At 68.2% G+C, this 21492-nt stretch carries 19 protein-coding genes; 18 read left to right on the top strand and 1 reads right to left on the bottom strand.

Annotation, left to right across the window (positions count from 1 at the left end; genetic code table 11):
* Nucleotides 1-241: 241 nt before the first annotated feature.
* The 14 genes from CFB89_RS31595 (at nucleotide 242) to CFB89_RS31530 (ending at nucleotide 14905) form a co-directional block, all read left to right on the top strand.
* The gene (locus CFB89_RS31595) at nucleotides 242-919 is read left to right on the top strand and encodes a GntR family transcriptional regulator (protein ID WP_089471383.1); all 678 of its coding nucleotides are present in this window, start codon (nucleotides 242-244) and stop codon (nucleotides 917-919) included.
* 129 nt (nucleotides 920-1048) lie between these two features.
* Nucleotides 1049-1846, top strand: a complete 798-nt coding sequence (locus CFB89_RS31590) for an ABC transporter substrate-binding protein (protein WP_089471382.1) — start codon at nucleotides 1049-1051, stop codon at nucleotides 1844-1846.
* 85 nt (nucleotides 1847-1931) lie between these two features.
* Nucleotides 1932-2630 carry an ABC transporter permease gene (locus CFB89_RS31585; RefSeq protein WP_089471381.1) on the top strand — a complete coding sequence of 233 codons (699 nt, stop codon included), beginning with the start codon at nucleotides 1932-1934 and terminating at the stop codon, nucleotides 2628-2630.
* Entirely contained in the window at nucleotides 2627-3367 is a 741-nt protein-coding gene (locus CFB89_RS31580) for an ABC transporter permease (protein ID WP_089471380.1), read from the top strand. The genes CFB89_RS31585 and CFB89_RS31580 overlap by 4 nt, the downstream gene beginning before the upstream one ends.
* Nucleotides 3364-4128 carry an ABC transporter ATP-binding protein gene (locus tag CFB89_RS31575; protein ID WP_089471379.1) on the top strand — a complete coding sequence of 255 codons (765 nt, stop codon included), beginning with the start codon at nucleotides 3364-3366 and terminating at the stop codon, nucleotides 4126-4128. Before CFB89_RS31580 ends, CFB89_RS31575 begins: the two co-directional genes overlap by 4 nt.
* A gap of 77 nt (nucleotides 4129-4205) precedes the next feature.
* Nucleotides 4206-5576, top strand: a complete 1371-nt coding sequence (locus tag CFB89_RS31570; protein WP_089471378.1) for an aspartate aminotransferase family protein — start codon at nucleotides 4206-4208, stop codon at nucleotides 5574-5576.
* A gap of 14 nt (nucleotides 5577-5590) precedes the next feature.
* Entirely contained in the window at nucleotides 5591-7180 is a 1590-nt protein-coding gene (locus CFB89_RS31565; protein ID WP_089471715.1) for a gamma-glutamyltransferase family protein, read from the top strand.
* Nucleotides 7181-7225: 45 nt separating this feature from the next.
* Nucleotides 7226-7432 (top strand): hypothetical protein, encoded by a 207-nt coding sequence (locus CFB89_RS35130; RefSeq protein ID WP_179233569.1) that lies wholly within the window; start codon nucleotides 7226-7228, stop codon nucleotides 7430-7432.
* A gap of 498 nt (nucleotides 7433-7930) precedes the next feature.
* A complete protein-coding gene (locus CFB89_RS31555; protein ID WP_089471377.1) occupies nucleotides 7931-9421 on the top strand; it encodes a HAMP domain-containing sensor histidine kinase in 1491 nt (496 codons plus the stop codon).
* The gene (locus CFB89_RS31550) at nucleotides 9403-10785 is read left to right on the top strand and encodes a sigma-54 dependent transcriptional regulator (protein WP_089471376.1); all 1383 of its coding nucleotides are present in this window, start codon (nucleotides 9403-9405) and stop codon (nucleotides 10783-10785) included. The genes CFB89_RS31555 and CFB89_RS31550 overlap by 19 nt, the downstream gene beginning before the upstream one ends.
* A gap of 236 nt (nucleotides 10786-11021) precedes the next feature.
* Complete coding sequence (locus CFB89_RS31545) at nucleotides 11022-11735, top strand: hypothetical protein (protein ID WP_256979813.1); 714 nt, start codon at nucleotides 11022-11024, stop codon at nucleotides 11733-11735.
* Nucleotides 11736-11778: 43 nt separating this feature from the next.
* Nucleotides 11779-12327, top strand: a complete 549-nt coding sequence (locus tag CFB89_RS31540) for a hypothetical protein (protein ID WP_089471375.1) — start codon at nucleotides 11779-11781, stop codon at nucleotides 12325-12327.
* Nucleotides 12328-12348: 21 nt separating this feature from the next.
* Nucleotides 12349-13614, top strand: coding sequence for an MFS transporter (locus CFB89_RS31535; RefSeq protein WP_089471374.1), 1266 nt, complete (start codon nucleotides 12349-12351; stop codon nucleotides 13612-13614).
* Nucleotides 13615-13651: 37 nt separating this feature from the next.
* Nucleotides 13652-14905 carry an arsenic transporter gene (locus CFB89_RS31530; RefSeq protein ID WP_089471373.1) on the top strand — a complete coding sequence of 418 codons (1254 nt, stop codon included), beginning with the start codon at nucleotides 13652-13654 and terminating at the stop codon, nucleotides 14903-14905.
* 36 nt (nucleotides 14906-14941) lie between these two features.
* Here CFB89_RS31530 and CFB89_RS31525 read toward each other — a convergent pair whose 3' ends face one another.
* Nucleotides 14942-17047: a TonB-dependent siderophore receptor gene (locus CFB89_RS31525; protein ID WP_089471372.1), complete on the bottom strand. Its 2106-nt coding sequence runs from the start codon at nucleotides 17045-17047 to the stop codon at nucleotides 14942-14944.
* A 392-nt stretch (nucleotides 17048-17439) separates the two neighbouring features.
* Between CFB89_RS31525 and CFB89_RS31520 the strand changes: the two genes are divergently transcribed.
* From CFB89_RS31520 to CFB89_RS31505, 4 genes are read left to right on the top strand one after another with little or no spacing between them, the layout of a single operon-like run.
* The gene (locus tag CFB89_RS31520) at nucleotides 17440-19020 is read left to right on the top strand and encodes an acetolactate synthase large subunit (RefSeq protein WP_089471371.1); all 1581 of its coding nucleotides are present in this window, start codon (nucleotides 17440-17442) and stop codon (nucleotides 19018-19020) included.
* A 49-nt stretch (nucleotides 19021-19069) separates the two neighbouring features.
* The gene (locus tag CFB89_RS31515) at nucleotides 19070-19882 is read left to right on the top strand and encodes an SDR family NAD(P)-dependent oxidoreductase (RefSeq protein ID WP_089471370.1); all 813 of its coding nucleotides are present in this window, start codon (nucleotides 19070-19072) and stop codon (nucleotides 19880-19882) included.
* Nucleotides 19883-19897: 15 nt separating this feature from the next.
* Nucleotides 19898-20935, top strand: a complete 1038-nt coding sequence (locus CFB89_RS31510; RefSeq protein ID WP_089471369.1) for a sialidase family protein — start codon at nucleotides 19898-19900, stop codon at nucleotides 20933-20935.
* A gap of 12 nt (nucleotides 20936-20947) precedes the next feature.
* Nucleotides 20948-21463 carry a VOC family protein gene (locus CFB89_RS31505; protein ID WP_089471368.1) on the top strand — a complete coding sequence of 172 codons (516 nt, stop codon included), beginning with the start codon at nucleotides 20948-20950 and terminating at the stop codon, nucleotides 21461-21463.
* Nucleotides 21464-21492 lie beyond the last annotated feature (29 nt).

The raw sequence follows: 21492 nt of genomic DNA, 5'->3' as shown, positions 1-21492 counted from the left end.
GGATGCCCGGCGTCGGGCGTTTTCGTTTGCGGGCGAGGGCGCGTCGGTGTCTCGCCGATTCTACGGGTTAACCCATATTCGACATTATTTGTGGCGTCGTATAGTGCAGCCGTAGATACAAATATCCACTATTACCAATACCTTTCAATCGAGATCGAACGGAAGTTCGCGAGCCCGCCACGCGCCTTCGGTGTGCGGGCGCGTCGCGGCGATGCCGAGGGTCCGCGAAAGAGGTCATTGCATGAACATGGACACCCGTACGCCGCCGCTGCATCCGCAATTTCCCGCCACGGCCGAGGAAGAGGCCTACGCACACGTGCTCTACCGCATCCGGATGGGAACGTACAAGGCCGGCGATCGCCTGATTCCCGAGGACATCGCCGCCGAGATCAATACGAGCCGCATGCCGGTGCGGGAGGCGTTCCGTCGGCTCGCGAGCGAAGGGTTGGTCGCGATCCGTCCGAATCGCGGCGCGATCGTGCGGGGGCTCGACGTCGACGAGATGGAGGTGGTGTTCGGCATGCGCGGCGTGCTGGAAGGGCTGGCCGCGCGCATGGCGCTGCCGAACATCACGCCGCAGCATGTCGATGAATTGACGCGCCTGATCGACGCGATGGAGCGCGCCGAGCCGGACGGCCAGCAGTGGGTGACCGCGCATCGCAGCTTTCACGAATATCTGTGCCGGCTGTGCGGGCGCCAGCGCCTGATTACGCAGATTGCCGGGCTGCACACGGTGGTGGAACCGCACATGCGCTTGTGGCTCGAGCGCGCCTACAAGCCGAAGACGTCGCGTGACGACCACATGGGGCTGATCGACGCGATCCGGAACGGCGATCCTGTCGCGCTCGAGGCCGCTGTGCGCGAGCACATCGAAGCGACCGTCCCGGCCGTGCGCGACTGGATGACGGGCGGCCATTGAAGGGAACAGGACCAGGCGGCGGTTGCCGCCTCGTGCCTGTCGATAAGTGATCCAAATCAATTGTCGGGCAAGAACCGTGCGACACGACCACGCAGTCATTTCCAACGAAACACGTTACGGAGTATCGACATGAAACGACCCATGATGAGATTCCTGCTGCTCGTCACCGTCCTGCTGGCGGCCGCGCAGGCCCACGCGAAAGAGTGGAAGGACATCCGGATCGGCTACGAAGGCGCGTATCCGCCGTTTTCGTCGATACAGCCCGACGGCACGCCGGTGGGCTTCGACATCGACGTCATCCATGCACTGTGTGCGCAGATGCACGCGAACTGCACGCTGGTGCAGATCGGCTGGGATGGCCTGCTGCCTGCCCTGATGGCCGACAAGGTCGACGCGATCGTCGCGTCGGTCGCGATCACCGCCGAGCGCAAGCAGAAGGTCGCATTCACCGACAAGTACTACAACACGCCGCGCCGGCTGGTCGCCGCGAAAAACAGCCCGATCAAGGACGCGACGCCGGCGGAACTCAAGGGCAAGCGCGTCGGCGTTCAGCGCGGCACGCTGGCCGACAAGTACGCGAGCGCGTACTGGGTGCAGAACGGCGTGCAGCTGGTGCGCTACCCGACCCAGGACGAGGTCTATCTCGATCTGCGCTCGGGCCGCATCGATGCCGCGTTGCAGGACGCGACCGCCGCGTATTCCGCGTTCTTGACGAAACCGGAAGGCGCGAACTTCAAGTTCATCGGTACGCCGATCGTCGGTACGACACCCGAGCAGAAGACGCTGCTCGGCGAGGGTTACGGCATTCCCGTGCGCAAGACCGACGACGATCTCCGCCAGCAGTTGAACCAGGCGATCACGGCCATTCGCGCCAATGGCGTGTATCAGTCCATCGAGAAGAAGTACTTCGACTTCGATATCTACTGACCGTCGGTCGATCGGCGTCGTGCTGGCGTGCAGGTATGCGCCGGCGCGGCCGGAACGAACCGCGAGAGCGCAGGAAAGGAGCGTCATGTCCGAGTTGCAGCAATACCTGCCGGCCCTGTTGCGCGGCGCCCAGATGACGATCGTGCTCGCCGTGCTGTCCGTCGCGCTCGCCGTGTGCATCGGCATGGCGGGCGCGATGGCCAAGCTGTCGGGCTCGCGCGTGCTGGTGTCCGCCGCCACCGCGTATACCACGCTGATTCGCGGCGTGCCGGAGTTCGTGATGATGCTGCTGGTGTTCTACGGCGGCCAGATCGTGCTGAACCGGCTGTCGGCCGCGTTCGGCCTGCATGCGCCCGACGTCGACGCGTTCGCGACCGCGGTGCTGACGATCGGTTTCATATTCGGCGCGTACTACACGGAGACGTTCCGTGGCGCGATCCTCGGTGTGCCGCGCGGCCAGATGGAGGCGGCGCGCGCATACGGATTCTCGGGCTGGCTCGCGTTTCGCCGCATCCTGTTTCCGCAGATGGCGCGGCTCGCGTTGCCTGCCGCCCTGAACAACTGGCTGGTGCTGCTCAAGACCACGGCGATCGCGTCGCTGATCGGCCTGCACGACGTGATGTTCATCTCCGACCAGGCCGGCCGCACGACCCAGGCGCCGATGACGTTCTATCTCGCCGCCTGCGCGGTGTATCTGCTGGTGACGTCGGGATCGACGGCGTGCGCGGCGCGCGCCCGCGTGCGCTTGAACCGCGGCATGCGCGAGGGGAGGTTGCACGGATGAGCCACGACCAACTGATCTCGCTGCTTGGTGCGTACGCCGGCGGGCTATGGGTCACGGTGCAACTGACCGCGGGTTCGCTGGCCCTCGGGTTGCTGCTCGCGATTCCGCTGGCGGTGCTGCGCGTGTCGCCTAACCGCTTCGTGCACGGCCCGGTGGCGGTGTACACGTGGTTCATGCGCGGCACGCCGTTGCTCGCGCAACTGATGATCGTGTATTACGGCTTCGGCCAGTTCCAGTGGGTGCAGGACGCGTGGCAGCGCGGCAATCCGCTGCTGTTGCTGCTGCGCGATCCGTTCGGCTGCGCGATGATCGCGCTGACCGCGAACACCTGCGCGTATACCGTCGAAATCCTGGCCGGTGCGATCCGCGCGACCGCGTACGGCGAAATCGAAGCGGCGCAGGCGTACGGGATGTCGCGTGCGACCGCCTGGCGCCGCATCGTGTTGCCGTCGGCGCTGCGCCGCTTCCTGCCCGCCTACAGCAACGAAGTCATCCTGATGTTGCACGGCACGTCGCTCGTCAGCGCGATCACGCTGATCGACCTGACGGGCGCGGCACGCGATTTCTATGCGAACTACTACGCACCGTTCGAGGCGTTCATTTCCGTCGGCACCGTCTATTTCGCGTTGACGGGGCTCGTCGCGCTGCTCATCCGGGCAACCGAGCGGCGCCTGCTCGTCCACTTGCGGCCGCTGCCGCTTTCCACGCTTGCGCAATCGCGGAGCCACGCCACATGAATGCACTGTCCGTCGAGAATCTCCACAAGCGCTACGGCGACCACGAGGTGCTGAAAGGCGTCTCGCTGGCGGCCCACCCGGGCGACGTGATCAGCGTGATCGGTTCGTCGGGCTCGGGCAAGAGCACGCTGCTTCGATGCATCAATTTTCTGGAATCGCCTTCGTCGGGCCGCGTGTCGCTCGGCGGCGGCGAGGTGAGGACGTCGGTCGACCGCAGCGGCCGGATCAGGATTTCGGATCCCGTCCAGTTGCGCCGGATGCGCACGCGGCTCGCGATGGTGTTCCAGCATTTCAATCTGTGGGCGCACATGACGGTGCTGCAGAACGTCGTCGAGGCGCCGCTGCACGTACTGAAGCTCGGCCGGGCGGAGGCGCGCGAGCGGGCGGAACGCTATCTCGAGCAGGTGGGCATGACGCGTTTCGCCAACGCGTATCCGGCGCACCTGTCCGGCGGCCAGCAGCAGCGTGTCGCGATCGCCCGCGCGCTCGCGATGGAACCCGACGCGCTGTTGTTCGACGAACCGACGTCGGCGCTCGATCCGGAGCTGGTCGGCGACGTGCTCAAGGTGATGCGCGATCTCGCGCGAGAAGGCCGCACGATGATCGTCGTCACGCACGAGATGGGCTTCGCGCGCGAGGTGTCGAACCACGTGATGTTCTTGCATCAAGGCGTGGTGGAGGAGGAAGGCCATCCGCGCGACATATTGAAGACGCCGAAAAGCGGACGGTTGCAGAAGTTCCTGTCCGGCGGGCTCAAATAGCGGGAGCCGGCGCCTGTTCGGGCCCGTGCCGCACACAAGACATGACCATGGAAGAGACGAAAACCAGGAAGGGACTCATGCACACTCTGAAGCAGAACGACGTCGAACACGTCCTTCATCCATACACGAACCTGAGCCGTCATCGCGATGTCGGGCCGATGGTGATCGAGCGCGGCGAGGGCGTCTACGTGTACGACACGGAAGGAAACCGCTATATCGAAGCGCTGAGCGGCCTGTTCTGCGCGTCGCTGGGGTTCAGCGAATCGCGGCTCGCCGACGCGGCGGACCGGCAGATGCGCAAGCTGCCGTTTTATCACGCGTTCGGTCATAAGTCATCCGAACCGTCTATCCTGCTGGCCGAGAAACTGATCGCGATGGCGCCCGTGCCGATGTCGAAGGTGTTCTTCGCAAACTCGGGTTCCGAAGCCAACGACACCGCGGTGAAGCTGATCTGGTATTACAACAACGCGCTCGGGCGGCCGCTGAAGAAGAAGATCATCGCCCGAACGCGGGCATACCACGGCGTGACGATCGCGTCCGCGAGCCTGACCGGCCTGCCGAACAACCATCGCGACTTCGACCTGCCGCTCGATCGCATCCTGCATACGGATTGCCCGCACTACTATCGTCATGCGCTGCCGGGCGAATCGGAGGCGCAGTTCGCCACACGCTGCGCCGAGTCGCTCGAGCAACTGATCCTGCGCGAAGGACCCGACACGATCGCCGCGTTCTTTGCCGAGCCGATCATGGCGTCGGGCGGCGTGATCGTGCCGCCGGCCACCTATATGGAAAAGATCCAGCGCGTGCTGAAGCGGTACGACATCCTGCTCGTGGCCGACGAGGTCATCTGCGGGTTCGGTCGCACCGGCAACATGTTCGGCTCGGAAACCTTCGGCATGCAGCCCGGCATGATCGTCGTCGCCAAGCAACTGTCGGCCGGCTACCTGCCGATCTCGGCGTTGATGGTCAACGACGCGATCTATCGCGCGCTCCTGGCCGAAAGCGAGAAGATCGGTACCTTCGGGCACGGCTTCACGTACAGCGGCCATCCGGTTTGCGCGGCCGTCGCGCTCGAGACGCTGCGCATCTACGACGAAGACGGCGTGCTCGACCACGTGCGCAGCGTGATCCCGCATTTCCAGCAGCGCGTGGCCGATCTCGCCGGGCATCCGCTCGTGGGCGAGGCGCGCGGGGCGGGGCTCCTCGCCGCGGTCGAACTGGTCGCCGACAAGGCGACGAAAACGCCGTTCCCGCCGTCCGAAGGCGTGGCCGCCCATGCCGGCGAGCGGGCGCTGGCGTACGGCGTGATCACGCGCGCGTTGGGCGATGCGTTCAATTTCTGCCCGCCGTTGATCATCACGCACGACGAAATCGACCAGTTGTTCGATGCGTCGAAACGGGCGCTCGACGACACGCTCGCGTGGCGCCGGTCGCTGTCCGCACGTTGAATCAGGAGAACACCATGAGGAATTTCGAACAACCTGGCCGCTCGCTCGTCATGTCGACCGGCGCGATGGCCGCGACGTCGCATCCCGCGTCGACGCTGGCTGCCGTCCGGATCCTGGAATCGGGCGGCAACGCGATGGACGCCGCGATTGCCGCGTGCGCGGTGCAATGCGTCGTCGAGCCCGGCTCGACCGGCATCGGCGGCGACTGCTTCGCGCTCTATTCGCGCGGCGGCGGCGACGACATCGTCGGCTTCAACGGGTCGGGCTGGGCGCCGGCCGCCGCGAGCGTCGAGCGGCTGCGCGCGCTCGGCGTCACGTCGATCGAGCGCCACTCGCCGCACGCGGTGACGGTGCCCGGCGCGGTCGACGCATGGGCGACGCTCGTGCGCGATCACGGCTCGCTGCCGCTTTCCGCGTTGCTTGCGCCGGCGATCCGGCTCGCCCGAGACGGCTATGCGGTCGCACCGCGCGCGGCGGCGGACTGGGCGCATCAGGCGCAACTGCTGTCGCTGGACGCCACGAGCCGCGCACAGATGCTGGTTGGCGGCCACGCGCCGCGCGCGGGCACCGTGCATCGGCAGCCGCTGCTCGCCCGCACCCTCGAGACGATAGCGCAGGCAGGCTCGCGCGTGTTCTACGAAGGCGAGGTCGCGGAGGACATCGTCGCCCGCCTGCGCGGCATGGGCGGCCTGCACACGATGGACGACTTCGCGGCGTTCCATGGCGAATACGTGAAGCCGATCACCGCGCGCTTTCGCGGCTACGACGTGCACGAGTGTCCGCCGAACGGGCAGGGCGTCATCGCGCTGCTGATGCTGAAGCTGCTCGAAGGATTCGACGCGAACGACGATCCGCTCGGCGCCGAGCGGCTGTACCGGGAGATCGATGCCGCGCGCGTCGCGTATGCGCTTCGCGACGTGCTGCTGGCGGACCCGCGCCTTCGGCCGATGGATGTCGAGATGCTGTTGTCGGAGGCGTCCGTCGAATCGCTGCGCACGCGCATCGCGGCGCTGCACGCGATCGGCGCACCGGTCGCGGCGTCGGTGGAGCACAAGGACACGGTCTACATCTGCGTGGTCGACAAGGATCGCAACTGCGCGAGCTTCATCAACTCGCTGTTTCACCCGTTCGGCAGCGGCATCATGTCCGAGGAAACGGGTGTGATGCTGCACAACCGCGGCCAGAGCTTCACGCTCGAAGCCGGCCACCCGAATGCGATCGCGCCGCACGCGAGGCCGATGCACACGATCATTCCAGGTATGGTGACCCGCGACGGCAAGGTGCAGATCGCGTTCGGCGTGATGGGCGGTCATTATCAGGCGATGGGGCATGCGCACTTCCTGTCGAAGGTGCTCGACTACGGCCTGGACCTGCAAACGGCGATCGACCTGCCGCGGATCTTTCCGCGGCCAGGCACCGATCACGTCGAGGTCGAATGCACGATGCCCGCGGCGGTGCGCGAAGCGCTCGCGCGACGCGGCTTCAACCTCGTCGCACCGAGCTCGGCGATCGGCGGCGCGCAGGCGATCCGGATCGACTGGGAGGCCGGTACGCTGATCGGCGCGTCCGACCATCGCAAGGACGGATGCGCGCTGGGCATCTGACACGGGCGTCCGCGTTATCGGCACACGAAAAAGGGGTGACGCATCATGGAGAGGCAGTCAGTCGTGCGCGGAGATGGTGAGATCCGGCGCGAATCGCCATACCGTTCGTCGAAGGAGAACACCTACGCGGGCGTGGTTGCGGACATTCCCGCGCTCGTCGCCGCGACGTTCGGGGCGGCCGAGCGCTACAACAACGGCTCGGTGTTCGTCGCGTGGCAGGCTTCGCCCGCGCTGCTGTTCGAGACGGGTTAAAACTACCTGAAATCGCACGGCGATTCGTCGGCCACGTACCAGCAGGTCACGCTCGCGGCCGACTACGCGCTCAGCAAGCGCACGGATCTCTATGCGACGACGAGCTACGGGCATGCGTCGGGCAGCAACGGCGCGGGCCCCGCGCAGGCGGTGATCGCGGACGCCTACGTCGATGGCGGCAAGGCGACCCAGGAGCTTGCGATCGTCGGCATTCGCCACCGATTCTGATCGAATGCGCCGCGCATCATGGCCGCGGCGCGCCCCACGCGGCCGTCACGTCGCCGCCGAGCCGCCATTCGCCGAACGAGCGGCGCGGGAGGGTTCGGCCTGGACGCTGGACCGAAGGCAGTCTGGCGCCCGAGGCTTTCGCCCGGCTTTCCAGCGTGAGCCGTTGTCGCTCCGATCCGGCAAGCCGCCGGTGCGATGCATGGCGGTCACGACGGCTTCGCATGACATGCAATACGCTATTCTGTCGTCCTCGACCATCCGCCCGATCCGATGAAGCGTCCGTCGTTTTCCACCCAACTCGTCATGCTCTGGGCACTCGTCGCGGCGCTGTGCGCGACGCTGGTCGCGGTCGTCTGGATCACGGCGAGTTCCGCCGAGAGTCAGCAGGTGGCCAGCGCGAAGGCCGCGGGCGCGTCGGCATGCGAAGCGGTCGCGTCGCGTTACAGCGCGTCTTCCGCGTCGGCGGGCGCCGGGCCCGCCCCCGAGCTGATGCACGCGATCCTCGACATCGTGCTGTCCCGTGCGCCCGACATGGAAGGCGGGTTCTGGATGCCCGACGCCGCCCCTGCGGCGAGCGGCTTTCTCGCGTATTCCTTTCCGACCTATCAGGGTAGCGGCGTCAAACACGACGTTCCGGAAGCGGAAACGCCGCTGATCCTCCGCACGCTGCGCGCCGCGGCCGCGACGCATGCCGCGACGGCGAACGTCGTCGAAGGCGCGCAGGATGCCGTGATCGCGGCGGCCTGCCCGGTACGCGGCGGCTCGGGGCTGTACGTGTGGATGCTGACGCGTGCGCGCCCGCCGCTGGGCCGGCACGGTGAGTTGCTGGCAACGGGCCTCGCGGCCGTGCTCGCCGTGATTCTGGCGATCGCGGCGGCGCTGGCCGTGGCGCTGCGCCGATGGAAGCGCAATCTCGCACGGATCGAGAGCGGGCTGGGGCCCGACGGGCGCGAGCATCACCTGCCGTACGTCGGCGAACCCGATCTCGACCGCGTGATCGATGCGTTCAACGAGCGGGCGCGGCGCGCCGACTTGCTGAAACAGCAGGCCGACGAACTGCGCACGCGCCTCGCGCAGGCCGAACGGTTCGGCATGCTGGGCAAGCTGGCCGCGCAGGTCGCGCACGAGATTCGCAATCCGATGGGCGCGATGCGGCTGAAGGCGGAGAACGCGCTGGAGGGCGATGGCCGGCGGCAGCAGGACGCATTGCGCGTGATCCTCGCGCAGATCGAGCGCATCGATGCGCAATTGTCGAGCCTGCTCGCGCTGACGCAGCCGGTGCGCCCGCATGCGACACGGGTCGACGTCGACGCGTGGCTCGCGCAGGCCGTCGACGCGCACCGCGAACTCGCGCAGCGGCAAGCGATCGATCTGACGCTGTCGCTCGCGGGGCAGGGCGAACGGCTCGCGTGGCCGTCGGATTTTCCCGCTTTCGATCCCGACCAGATGCGGCGCGCGCTCGACAACCTGCTGCTCAACGCGCTGCACCACGCGGGCGACGGCGGCGCGGTCACGCTCGCCGCCGAGCGGCGCGCGTTCGCCGGGCGCGACTGGCTGTGCCTCACCGTGTCGGACAGCGGCCCCGGCGTGCCGGCCGCGCAGCGCGAGCGGATTTTCGAACCTTTCGTGACGGGCCGCGCGGATGGCACGGGCCTCGGCCTTGCCGTCGTCCGCGAAGTGGCGGCGGCGCACGGCGGTCACGCGCGCCTCGACGGGGGTGCCGCATTCGTGATTGAAATTCCATGGCAAACATCCTCATAGTCGACGACGACGCGGCCTTTCGCGACAGCCTCGCCGAAACGCTCGCCGATCTCGGTCATCGGGCCGTCGAGGCCGCATCCGGCCGCGCCGCGCTCGGCACGCTGCGCGACGGCGGCGGCAACGGTATCGAATGCATCTTCCTGGACTTCCGCCTGCCGGATCTGGACGGGCTGGCCGTGCTCGCGCAACTGCGCGACGATCCCGCGCTGGCCGCGATTCCGGTCGTCATGCTGACGGCCCATGCGACCAGCGACAACACGATCGAAGCGATGCGGCTCGGCGCATTCGATCACCTGACGAAGCCGATCGGCCGTCGCGACATCGCGCAATTGCTCGAACGCATCGTGTCGGCGAATCAGCCGCCCGCGCTCGCGCCGCCCGACGACGGTTTCGCGGGCGAACCTTCGGCGGACCGACCGCGACTGCTGGGCGTGAGCGCCGCGATGCGCGACGTGCAGAAGCAGGTCGGCCGCGCCGCGATGAGCGACGCGACCGTGCTCCTGACCGGCGAGACGGGCACGGGCAAGGAGGTGGCCGCCCGCGTGCTGCATGCCGCGTCGGCCCGGCATGCGGGGCCGTTCGTCGCCGTGAACTGCGCGGCCATCCCGGCCGATCTGCTCGAAAGCGAGTTGTTCGGGCATCGTCGCGGCGCGTTCACGGGGGCGCATGCCGATCGCGCGGGGCGCCTCGTCGAGGCCGATGGCGGTACGCTCTTTCTCGACGAGATCGGCGACATGCCCGCCGCGATGCAGGCGAAGCTGCTGCGTGCGCTGCAGGAGCGCCAGGTAACGCCGCTCGGCGCGGATCGCACCACGGCAATCGACATTCGCGTCGTGACCGCGACGCACCGCGACCTGGCCGCGGCCGTCGCGAACGGCACGTTCCGCGAAGATCTCTTCTATCGGCTGAACGTCATTCCGCTGCACCTGCCGCCGCTCGCGGAACGTGTGGCCGACATCCTTCCGCTCGCCGCGCATTTCCTCGGCAGCGCGGCGGGCATGCGCGCGCTGCATCTGACGAACGACGCGCAGCGCGCGCTGCTCGATCACCGCTGGCCGGGCAACGTGCGCGAACTGCGCAACGTGATGGAGCGGGCGGCCGCGCTCGCTCCCGGGCCGGCCGTCAGCGCGGCCGATCTAGGCCTGGCCGCCGTGCCCGCGCGCGAATCGGGCGCCGAGGCGGTGCCGGCGCACCTGCTCGACATGCCGCTGCCCGATGCGCTGGCGATGCTCGAGCGCGCGGCGATCCTGCGCGCGCTCGAGCGCGCGAACGGCAATCGCGCGGAGGCCGCGAGGCAGCTCGGGATCGGCCGCCAGTCGCTCTATGCGCGCATGGCGAATCTCGGGATCGAGCGCGACGACTAGTTATCCGTTACGACTGTCGGGAATGCAGACAGGCGGTGACGCGACGTGTCGGGAAATCCGACATGTTGGCCGCGCGTCGTCGTTCGGCGCACGGCCGCGCGGCGCGTCGCGGGTTGGCACGGGTATTGCAAATACCGATGCATCGCAACCCGTCGCCGGAGCCCGTCATGAAGTCGTACCTGCCTGTCGTTCGATCGCGGCCGCCGCGCCGTGCCGCCGTTCGCCGGTCGTATCGCATGCTTTGCGCTGCCGCACTCGTTGCCGTCGCAACGGTCAGCCTCGCGCAGGTGCCGCCCGCGCCGCGCGCGGAAGACCCGGCCGACGCCATGCCGCCGCCGCCTCCTGCGCCTCCTCGGCCGCGCGCGCTTGCGCCTGCCGGGCCAGGAAACGACACCGCATCGGATGCGCTGGTGTCCGGCACGCTGTCGCGCCTGACGATCAATCCGGAAGGCGCCGTCGACGGCTTCGTGCTGACCGACGGCACGCTCGTCCGCCTGCCGCCGCATCTCGGTTCGCAACTGACGGCGCTCGTGCGGTCGGGCCAGCGTGTCACGGTAGCCGGCGAACGACGCGCCGACGACGAAATCCGCGCACGCGTGGTTCGCAACGACGGCACCGGCGCGTCGCTGTCCGATCAGCCGCCCCCGCTCGTCGCGCCCGTGCCGCCCATGCTGCGCGGCGTCACCCTCGCCCGCCTGAGCGTGTCCGGCGTCGTGCGCCGCGTGACGCGCGCGCCGCGCGGCGAGCCGGACGGCGTGATCCTCGACAGTGGTGCGATCGTCAAGCTGACCGTGCCGGCCGCCCAGCAATTCGGCGCGCTGCTCGTCCCCGGCGAGCGCGTGGCCGCGGTCGGTTACGGCACGCGCAACGCCTACGGCGAAGCGTTGCAGGCGACGGCGTTCGGCGCGCCGGGCCATGTCGTGAATCTCTATGACGACGTCGCGCGTTGATCGCGCGACGCTGTTCCCCCCATCCATCGAAAGGAGTCCTGCCATGCATTGGATCGATCCCGCCTGCCTGCCCGAAACGCGCGGCCGCGTCACGCAGTTCCTGCTCAATCCGCACGGAGAAATCGACGGCCTGATCCTGAACGGCGACCTCCAGGTTCACGTGCCGCCGCATTTGGGCCGCGAACTGGTACGCCATATCGCGGTCGGCGACCGCATCCGCGTGCGGGGCGTCAAGCCGCGTCGCGCGGCGATGATCGCGGCCGTGCAACTGACCGGGCGCGACGGCGTCGACATCGTCGACGACGGGCCCGCGCACGCCGCGCCGCCGAAGCCGGCGCACGCCGCTCGAAAACCGATGGAACTGAGCGGCGAAGTCGCGTTTGCGCTGCACGGCCCGAAAGGCGAGTCGAACGGCGCGTTGCTGACGAGCGGCGTCGCGCTGCGGGTGCCGCCGCATGCGGCTGAGGCGCTGCACGATTATCTGCGTCCCGGTGTCCATGTGCAGGCGTGGGGGCACGGCGTCGTCACGCCGCACGGCACGACGCTCGACGTGAGCGAGATCGCCGAGCTCGTCGATGCGGATGCCGAATGATCGCGCGACGGTGAGACGACCATGAGAGCGGCACGCGCGCTCGAAGCGCTCAACTTCTTCCTCGCCGACGTGCAGGCCGGCATCGGCCCGTTCATCGGCGTCATCCTGCTGTCGCGCGGCTGGGGCGCCGATGCGATCGGCTCGGTCATGACGCTGGCCGGGCTCGCCGCGATGGCCGCGACGCCGTTGGCCGGCGCGCTCGTCGATGCGGTGCGCGCGAAGCGGGCGCTGATCGTCGTGGCCACCGCGGTGACGGCGCTTGCGTCGCTGACGATGATGTTCGTCCACAGCTATTCGGCGGTGGCGGCGTCGCAGGTCCTGGCGGCGGTCAGCGGCGCGGTGCTGGCGCCGGCCGCCGCGGGCGTGACGCTCGGCATCGTGCGCCGGCAGGGTTTCGACCGGCAGTTCGGGCGCAACCAGATGGCGAACCATGCCGGTAACGTCGCCGGTGCGGCGCTGGCCGGGTGGCTCGGCTGGCATGTCGGGTTCGACGCCGTGTTCGCGCTCGTCGGCGTGTTCACGGTCCTCGCCATCGTGAGCACGCTGGCGATTCCCGGGCACGCGATCGATCATGCGTCCGCACGTGGCCTCGATCCTGCCGGTGCCGCACCGGGAACGGATGCCGCGCATCCGCATGCGTCGGCCGCGACGTCGACGTCACGTGTCGGCGGCCTGCGCACGCTCGCCGACAACCGGCCGCTGGTGCTGCTCGGCGCATCGCTCGCGCTGTTTCATCTCGGCAATGCCGCGATGCTGCCGCTCTACGGAATGGGCGTCGTCGTCACGCATCGCAGCAACCCGAGCGCGTTCACCGCACAGACGATCGTCATCGCGCAGTTCGTGATGATCGCGGCGGCGTGGCTCGCGCCCCGGCTGATTCGCGCGCACGGTTACTGGCGGGTGTTGCTGTTCTCGTACCTCGTGCTGCCGGTGCGCGGGCTGGTCGCCGCGGCGTGGATGAGCGAAGCGGGCGTGTGGCCGGTGCAGGTGCTCGACGGCATCGGCGCCGGCCTGCAAAGCGTGGTCGTGCCCGCGCTCGTGGTTCGCCTGCTGCACGGCTCCGGGCGCGTGAATGCCGGGCAGGGCGCGGTCGCGACCGCGCAGGGTATCGGCGCGGCGCTCAGTCCCGTGCTGGGCGGCGTGCTCGCGCAACACTTCGGCTATCCGGCCGCGTTCGTCGTGCTGGGCGCCGTGTCGACGGGCTCGCTCGCGCTGTGGCTCGGCCATGCGCGCTCGCTGAGCAGCGTGTGCGGCAAGCCCGCCGATCTATCGGCGACATCGTCGTGACGGCGATGTCGATTCCCCTGCCTCCGTCCACTTGCCCATGAATCCTGTTTCGCTTGCCTGGCTGATTTCCGCGCTCGCCACCGTGGGCGTCATCACGCGTCCGTTCGGTTGGCCCGAGGCCATCTGGGCCGTGAGCGGCGCGCTGCTGCTGGTCGTGTTGAACCTGTTGCCCGCCGCCCAGGCGCTGGACGCCGTCGCGAAAGGCGGCGACGTGTACCTGTTCCTGACGGGCATGATGCTGCTGTCCGAGGCGGCCCGTCGCGAGGGGCTGTTCGACTGGGTCGCGACGCACGTCGTCAATCTCGCGCAGGGCTCGCCGCGGCGGTTGTTCGCGCTGATCTACGGGGTCGGCGTCGTCACCACGGTGTTCCTGTCGAACGATGCGACCGCCGTCGTGCTGACGCCCGCGGTCCTTGCCGCCGCGCGCCGCGCGAAGGCCGACCCGATGCCGCTGCTGTACAGCTGCGCGCTCGTCGCCAATGCCGCGAGTTTCGTGCTGCCGATTTCGAATCCGGCGAACCTGGTGCTGTACGGTGCGCACATGCCGGCGCTCGGCGTCTGGCTTGCGCATTTCGCGGCGCCGTCCGTCGCGTCGATCGCGTGCACGTTCGTCGTGCTGAGGATCGTGCAGCGACGTGCGCTGTCCGGTCATTGCGAATCCGGGCTGCCGGTGCAGCCGCTGACGGGCGGCGGACGCATCGCGTTGGCAGGCATCGCCGCAACGGCCGTCGCGCTGATGGCGGTGTCGGTCGCCGATCGTCCGCTCGGATTGCCGACCGCGCTGGCGGGCATCGTCACGGTCGCGTGCGTGGTAATTCGGGATCGCGCGGCAGGCGTGCCGATCGTTCGCGCGATTTCATGGAGCGTGCTGCCGCTCGTCGCGGGGCTGTTCGTCGTCGTCGAGACGCTCGACCGGACCGGTGCGGTGCGCGCGCTGGCCGGCCTGCTGCGCATGCTGATGCAAAGCGGCGAGCACGTCGCCGCGGGCGTGGCCGGCGTCGCGGTCGCGCTGGTGTCGAACGGGGTCAACAACCTGCCCGCCGGGCTGATCGCGAGTTCGACGATCCACGCCGCGCATAGCCCGCAAACGGTGGTCGATGCGATCCTGATCGGCGTCGATCTCGGTCCGAACCTGTCGATCACCGGATCGCTCGCGACGATTCTGTGGCTGACGGCGATCCGGCGCGAAGGGTTGCAGGTCGGTTTCCGCGAATTTCTCGCGGTCGGCGCGTGCGTGATGCCGCCTGCGTTGCTGCTCGCGCTGGGCGCGCGGTTCGTGGTGGGCGGCTGATGAGCGATGTGCGTCGCGTCAGCCGTCCCGGCCGGCCTAGAACGAGTACGCGAGCGATGCGAACAGGCTGCGCGGCGCGCCCGGCGCGACCCACAGGCTGTTGTACGAGCTCACGTAGGTGGTGCGATTGAACAGGTTGTTCAGCACGACCGAGGCACGCAGGTGTTTGTTGACCTGAACGTAGCCGTTGAGCTGGACGGTCGCGTAAGCCGGCAGCTCGAAGCCGTCCTGCGTGTTGGCCGTGTTGCCGGCGCGACGCCCGACGTAGATGACGCCGGCGCCGGCGCCGGCCTTGTCCGCGAACGGCAAGGTCGTCTCGTACATCAGCAGCGCGCTGCCGCTCAGCCGCGGGACGTCGACGAGGCGTGAGCCGGGCGCCAGCACGGTATCGCGCGTGACCTCGGCGTCGACGTACGCGAAGTTGGCGATGCCGCGCAGGCCGTGGCCGAGATCGCCGCTCCATTCGAATTCGACGCCGCGGCTGCGCACTTCGCCGGCCGCGCGCGAGAAGCCGGCATTCGCCGGATCGGCGGTCAGCACGTTGCGCTTGGTCACGTAGAACGCCGAGACGGTCGCGAGCGAGCGCGCCCCCGCCCATTTCGCGCCGGCTTCGTAGCCGTGGCCCTTTTCGGGATCGAACGCGTTGCCGCCGACGTCCGCGCCGTTGTTCGGCCGGAACGAATACGCGGTGTTCGCATAGAACGACCACGCGGGGCTCATTTCATACACGATGCCGATACGCGGGCTCACCGCGGTCTGCAACTGGCTCGTCGTCACGCCCTTCAGGCGGTTGTCGATCGACTGGTGGAAGCGATCCCAGCGCAGCCCGGCCAGGATCTTCCAGTGCGGCCCGAACGCGAGCGTGTCCTGCGCGTAGACGCCTTGTCCGTCATCGCGTTCGAGCAGGTTGGTCGCGGTGCGCGGCGTCGGCGCGGGCTGGCCGTAGACTGGATCGAAGATGTCGATCGCATACGGCGCCGCGGCGCTCGGCGTGGAGCGCGTGACGAACTGGTCGTAGTTGAAGCGATACGCGTCGACGCCCATCACGAGCGTATGGCCGATGCCGCCCGTGCGGAACGAGCCGGTGGTTTCGACGCGACCTTGCAGGTCGTTCGAGTGAAACGCGACTTGCCGGTAGCGGCGCCACAGCGTGCGGCCGTCCGGCTGCAATGCGAATGCCTCGGACGAGCGCCCCGACAGGTCGGTGTTGCGCTGCGCGACGCCGGCATTGATCGACCAGCTGGAATCGATGCGATGCTCGAGCGTGAACTGGTGGCCCGTGTTGCGCACGTCGTAGTCGCCGTCGCGCGGCTCGCCGAGAAAGCGCGACGCGGGGATCACGCCGAGCTGGCCGTTGACCGCCAGCACGCCGCGGTCGAGCGGCGCGCGCTGACGCGCGCTCTCGAATTCGTAGTGGAGCGTCGTGTCCGCGCCGATGTCCCACGTGAACGACGGCGAGAACAGGTAGCGTTTGCTCGACACCGTATCGCGGAAGCTGCCGTTGTTCTCGTTCATCGCGACGAAGCGGTACGCGAGCGATTTCGTGACGGGGCCGGTCGAATCGAGGGTCTGGCGCAGCGCACCGTAGCTGCCGGCCGACACGCCGACGGTGTTCGCGCGTGTGAACTGCGGCTGCTTCGTCGTATAGCTGATGATCCCGCCCGGATCGCCGCGGCCATACAGCGCGGACGCCGGCCCCTTGAGCACTTCCATGCGCTCGAGGTTGACGGTGTCGCGCGGCACGCTCATCCCGCGATTCCACGAAAAGCCGTTGACCAGATAGTCGGTGCCCGACGTGTTGCCGTCGCCGGCAAAGCCGCGCACCGCGTAGTTGTCCCACAGGCCGCCGAAGTTGTTCTGGCGCGAGACGCCCGCGACCCAGTCGTAAAGATCGTCGCCGCGCGTGGCGGCCACGGTCTGGATCAGCTTCGTGTCGACGCTGCTGACCGCGAACGGAATCTCCATCACGTCGGCCTCGCTGCGCGTCGCGCTCGTCGATTCACGCGTGCGAAACGGCGCCGTCGCGCGTTGCGCGGAGATTTCGATGGTCGGCAGCGACGTTTCCTGCGCGTCGGCGGCGCCCATGCCGGCCGTGCCGACGACGATGGCCATCGGTGCGGCCGCCCAGTTCCTCCTGCTCATACATCTCCTTTTCGTGTCGTTCGCGTTCGGGCACGGCGGGCGGCCTTGCGCCGACATCTGTGTTCCAAACAGTACATTTGCGCGGCAATTTAATGCAAATGAGAGGCATTTGCAATCGTAATTTTGAGATCGGATGAGGGTGGGGAAACGGTGCACGGCACGCAGGCGGTCGATCGGGCGTGAGGGTTTCGAAAAATTCCGAATTACGGGAAATGAATCGTTTCGTGGGGGCGATCGGATAGCGCCTTGATCTCGTTTGAACGGTGTAGATATAAGAAATGTCGGGTAAACGTGTCCCTTCGTGGCTCGAAAAAGTGAAATGGGTTGTTTGACAAATCCCGTAATTCGGGATTACAGTAAAAACACTTCAGCCAAACCCGTCGAGCAGCCGCATGAACATCCCACAGTTGAACAGCGATACCGAAGCAAGAAGCGGGGCGAGCGTCGTGCTCACCACCGCGCGAGACGCCGGCGTCGACGTCTGTTTCGCCAATCCCGGCACGACCGAAATGCCGTTCGTCGGTGCGCTCGACACCGTGGCCGGCGTACGGTCGATCCTCGGGCTGTTCGAGGGCGTGTGCACGGGCGCGGCCGACGGCTATGGCCGCATGACCGGCAAGCCCGCGATGACGCTGCTGCACCTTGGGCCCGGCCATGCGAACGGCATTGCGAACCTGCACAATGCGCGCCGCGCCCGCACGCCGATCCTGAACCTCGTCGGCGATCACACGCGCGAGCATCTGAAGTACGACGCGCCGCTCACGTCGGACATCGAATCGCTCGCCCGTCCGGTGTCGGTGTGGTATCGCAGCGTGGCGCGCGACACCGATCTCGCGACGGATACGGCCGACGCGATTTCGGCCGCGATGGGCGCGCGGCGCGGCGTCGCGACCCTCGTGCTGCCCGTCGATCTTCAGTCGGCCGGCGTGCGCGGTGCGGTGTGGCCCGCCGTCGTGCGCCCGGCCGCGGTGTCGTTCGATGCCGCTCGGGTCGAACAGGTCGCCGATCTGCTGCTCAGCGGTCATCGCGCCGTCCTGCTGATGGGCGCCCGCGCGCTGTCGGCGCGCGGGCAGCGCGCGGCGGCGCGCATCGCGGCGGCCACCGGCGCGACCTGCTTCAGCGAGACTTTTCCTGCGCGGGCGGAGCGCGGCGGCGGCCTGCCGGACATCGACCGCCTGCCTTATTTCCCCGAACCGGCGCTCGCGGCGCTGGCCGGCCGGCGCGTGGTGCTGGCCGGCGCGCTCGCGCCCGTCACCTACTTCGGCTACGAAGGTATTCCGGGCGAACTCGCGCGGCCCGAGGACATCGTGACGCTGGCAACACCGGGCGACGCGGCGGACGACGCGCTGGAGGCGCTGGCCGATCGCATCGGTGCGTCGACGAACGACGAGGGTGTGCATGTCGAGCGCTGGCGCGTGGAGGATGGCCCGCTCACGCCGCAGGCCGTCGGCCGCGTGCTCGCGAACGCGTTGCCCGACCACGCGATCGTGTCGATCGAGGGCGGCACGTGCGGCTATCCGTTCGTGACCGCATCGGCGCGTGCGCGGCGTCACACCATTTTGACGAACACGGGCGGCGCGATCGGCCAGGGCCTGCCGGTGGCGCTCGGCGCCGCCGTCGCGTGCCCGGACCGCCGCGTGTTCGCGCTGCAGTCCGACGGCAGTGCGCAGTACACGATCCAGTCGCTGTGGACGATGGCGCGCGAGCGTTTGCCGATCGTGATGCTGATCGCATCGAACCGGCGCTACGGGATCCTGCAGACCGAACTCGCGCGCAGCGGCTTGCCGGCCGACACGCCGCACGCGAGCCGCCTGACGCAACTGGACGATCCGCCGATCGACTGGCTCGCGCTGTCGCGCGGCTACGGCGTGCCGGCCCAACGCGTGAGCGATGCGCATGCGCTGGTGCAAGCGCTCGACGACGCGCTCGCGCACACCGACGGGCCGACGCTCATCGAAATGCAGTTGTCCTGATCGCGCAACCGGCTCCTTTCTTCAATCTCGACTCTCACCTTTCATCGACATGGATCTGCAACTGCACGGAAAAGCCGCATTCATCACCGGCGGCAGCATGGGCATCGGCAAGGCGGTCGCGCTCGAACTGGCGCGCGAAGGCGTCAACGTCGCGATCGCCGCGCGTCGCCTGGAACACCTGGAAACAGCGGCCGCCGAAATTCGCGCGGCGCTCGCGCCGTTCGGCGACGCGGCCGGCGCAATCCTGCCCGTCACGGTGGACACGACCGACATGGCGTCGATCGACGCGGCGATGGCCGCGAGCGTCGAGCGCTTCGGCCGGCTCGACATCCTGCTGAACGGCGCCGCGCATCCGGGCGGGCTCGTGCGCGCGGAGCTGGAGCACGCCGATCCGCAGGGGTTGCTGCAGGACATCGACATCAAGGTGGTCGGCTATCTGCGCTGCGCGAAGGCGGCCGCACCGTACATGCGGGCCAACGGCTTCGGCCGGATCGTCAACATCGGCGGCCTGACGGGGCGCGGCAGCAAGCAGCTGTCCGGCATGCGCAACGTGGCGATCGTGCACCTGACCAAGACGCTGTCCGACCAGCTCGGCCCGTTCGGCATCACGGTCAACACGATTCATCCGGGCGTCGTCGAGACGCCGCACATCCACGAGCTCTACGAAAAGGAAGCGCAGAAGCAGGGGCTCACCGCCGCGGAAGTCGAGGCCAACTACGTGAAGGTCACGCCGATCCGCCGCGTGCTGCAGCCGGAAGAGATGGGATGGATCGTCGCGTTTCTCGCGTCGCCGAAGTCCGGCTCGATCACCGGCGAGTCGATCGGCTGCGACGGCGGGCTCACGCGCGGCATTTTTCTCTGACACAAGGAGCACTTCATGACCGCAACCGTACTGGTCGCCACCGCCGGGCAAGGCATCCTGCGCTCGAACGACGACGGCAAGACCTGGCATCGCCTCGGGCTCGCCGAACCGATCGAGTTCGACGGCATCGTGCGCGCGCTCGCGGTGTGCCCCGCGACGCCGTCGCGCGTCTATGCCGGCGCCGATTCGGGGCTGTGCATCAGCGACGATGGCGGCGCGCACTGGTTCCGGCCCGACAACCTGCTGAACGGGCAGACGGTCTGGTCGATCGCGATCGATCCGGCGAACCCGGCGGTGCTCTATGCGGGCACCGGCGCGCCGTCGCGCGCAGCGCTTTACAAGTCGAGCGACGCGGGCGTGACCTGGGCGAGAACGGCGCCCGAGTTTCCGGAGTTTTGCTCGGGCGTCAATCGTCCGCGGCTGCTGACGATCTGCGTGGATCCGGACGACAGCCGCAACGTCTGGTACGGCGTGGAGGAGGGCGGCGCGTGGCGCAGCCGCGATGCCGGTGCGAGCTGGACGCGCGTGGACGGCCCCGGCACCGCGATCCGCAATAGCGACATTCATGCGATTGCGATCCTGTCCGCCGCGCAAGGCCGGCCGAAGACCACGGTGCTGCTGACGGTCAACGCGGTGTACGTGAGCGAGGACGACGGCCTGACGTGGGACGGCAAGCTGTCGCGCGACCGCTTCGACGGGCTGTACTACACGCGCACCGTCGTGCAACTGCCGGCGCCGGAAGGCGACCTGCTGATGGCGATCGGCGACGGCACGCCGGGCAGCCGCAGCCGCATCTACCGCTCGACCGATCGCGGCCATGCGTGGCACGAGACGGATCTGCACACGCCGCCGAACTCCACGTTTTGGGCGTTCGGCGTGCATGCGGCCCAACCGGCGCTCGTGTATGCGGGCACCAAGTACGGGCACCTGTTCCGCTCGCGCGACGGCGGCCGGAACTGGACCAAGGAATGGCGCGATTTCAGCGAGATCACGGCGGTGGCATGGACCCCGTTCGAGGCGCCGCTGGCCGCCCACGCGCAGTCGACCCACTGAGCGGAGCAAACGATGACACCGTCCGATATTCGGCAACACGCCGAGCGTGCGAACGCGAGCGGCCTGCCGCTGCCGACGCCGCGCGTGCAGCGCACCCACCTGTCGCTGTTCGTGCGCGACCCCGTTCGCTCCAGCCTCTGGTACGCCGACGTGCTCGGCATGACGGAAACCGCGCGCGACGAGCAGTGGGTGTTCATGTCGTTCGGCCAGAAGCACCACGACATCGCGCTGATTCGCGCGGCGTCCGATGCGGAACTCGGCACGATCGGCCTGCAGCATTACGGCCTCGAAATCGCCGGCGGGCTGACCGAATTGCGCCGCCTGTACGGGATGCTGATTCGCCGCGACGTGCCGATCGTCAAGATCACCGATCACAAGGTCGGGATCGGCGTGTATTTCACGGACCCCGACGGCAACCGGCTCGAATTCTTCTGCGAAATGGTCACGGACGACGAAGAAGGCAAGCGCGTGCTGCATCGATACAACGCGCCGAGCGATCCCGTCCAGCTCGAACCGCTGTTCGACTGAGCGACTGAGTCGCCGCCTTTCCCTCCGCA

It is taken from the genome of Burkholderia sp. AU16741 (genome assembly GCF_002223345.1).
GTDB lineage: Bacteria > Pseudomonadota > Gammaproteobacteria > Burkholderiales > Burkholderiaceae > Burkholderia > Burkholderia sola.
This window is presented reverse-complemented; position numbering and strand designations above follow the sequence as displayed.

Excerpts from the sequence above, each read along its gene's own strand:
- CFB89_RS31545 (WP_256979813.1), top strand. The coding sequence starts at position 11,022 with ATGCTTTGCGCTGCCGCACTCGTTGCCGTCGCAACGGTCAGCCTCGCG.
- CFB89_RS31520 (WP_089471371.1), top strand. The coding sequence starts at position 17,440 with ATGAACATCCCACAGTTGAACAGCGATACCGAAGCAAGAAGCGGGGCG.
- CFB89_RS31530 (WP_089471373.1), top strand. The coding sequence starts at position 13,652 with ATGAATCCTGTTTCGCTTGCCTGGCTGATTTCCGCGCTCGCCACCGTG.
- CFB89_RS31565 (WP_089471715.1), top strand. The coding sequence starts at position 5,591 with ATGAGGAATTTCGAACAACCTGGCCGCTCGCTCGTCATGTCGACCGGC.
- CFB89_RS31595 (WP_089471383.1), top strand. The coding sequence starts at position 242 with ATGAACATGGACACCCGTACGCCGCCGCTGCATCCGCAATTTCCCGCC.
- CFB89_RS31570 (WP_089471378.1), top strand. The coding sequence starts at position 4,206 with ATGCACACTCTGAAGCAGAACGACGTCGAACACGTCCTTCATCCATAC.
- CFB89_RS31505 (WP_089471368.1), top strand. The coding sequence starts at position 20,948 with ATGACACCGTCCGATATTCGGCAACACGCCGAGCGTGCGAACGCGAGC.
- CFB89_RS31590 (WP_089471382.1), top strand. The coding sequence starts at position 1,049 with ATGAAACGACCCATGATGAGATTCCTGCTGCTCGTCACCGTCCTGCTG.
- CFB89_RS31555 (WP_089471377.1), top strand. The coding sequence starts at position 7,931 with ATGAAGCGTCCGTCGTTTTCCACCCAACTCGTCATGCTCTGGGCACTC.
- CFB89_RS31540 (WP_089471375.1), top strand. The coding sequence starts at position 11,779 with ATGCATTGGATCGATCCCGCCTGCCTGCCCGAAACGCGCGGCCGCGTC.
- CFB89_RS31515 (WP_089471370.1), top strand. The coding sequence starts at position 19,070 with ATGGATCTGCAACTGCACGGAAAAGCCGCATTCATCACCGGCGGCAGC.
- CFB89_RS31580 (WP_089471380.1), top strand. The coding sequence starts at position 2,627 with ATGAGCCACGACCAACTGATCTCGCTGCTTGGTGCGTACGCCGGCGGG.
- CFB89_RS31550 (WP_089471376.1), top strand. The coding sequence starts at position 9,403 with ATGGCAAACATCCTCATAGTCGACGACGACGCGGCCTTTCGCGACAGC.
- CFB89_RS31585 (WP_089471381.1), top strand. The coding sequence starts at position 1,932 with ATGTCCGAGTTGCAGCAATACCTGCCGGCCCTGTTGCGCGGCGCCCAG.
- CFB89_RS31575 (WP_089471379.1), top strand. The coding sequence starts at position 3,364 with ATGAATGCACTGTCCGTCGAGAATCTCCACAAGCGCTACGGCGACCAC.
- CFB89_RS31525 (WP_089471372.1), bottom strand. The coding sequence starts at position 17,047 with ATGAGCAGGAGGAACTGGGCGGCCGCACCGATGGCCATCGTCGTCGGC.
- CFB89_RS35130 (WP_179233569.1), top strand. The coding sequence starts at position 7,226 with ATGGAGAGGCAGTCAGTCGTGCGCGGAGATGGTGAGATCCGGCGCGAA.
- CFB89_RS31510 (WP_089471369.1), top strand. The coding sequence starts at position 19,898 with ATGACCGCAACCGTACTGGTCGCCACCGCCGGGCAAGGCATCCTGCGC.
- CFB89_RS31535 (WP_089471374.1), top strand. The coding sequence starts at position 12,349 with ATGAGAGCGGCACGCGCGCTCGAAGCGCTCAACTTCTTCCTCGCCGAC.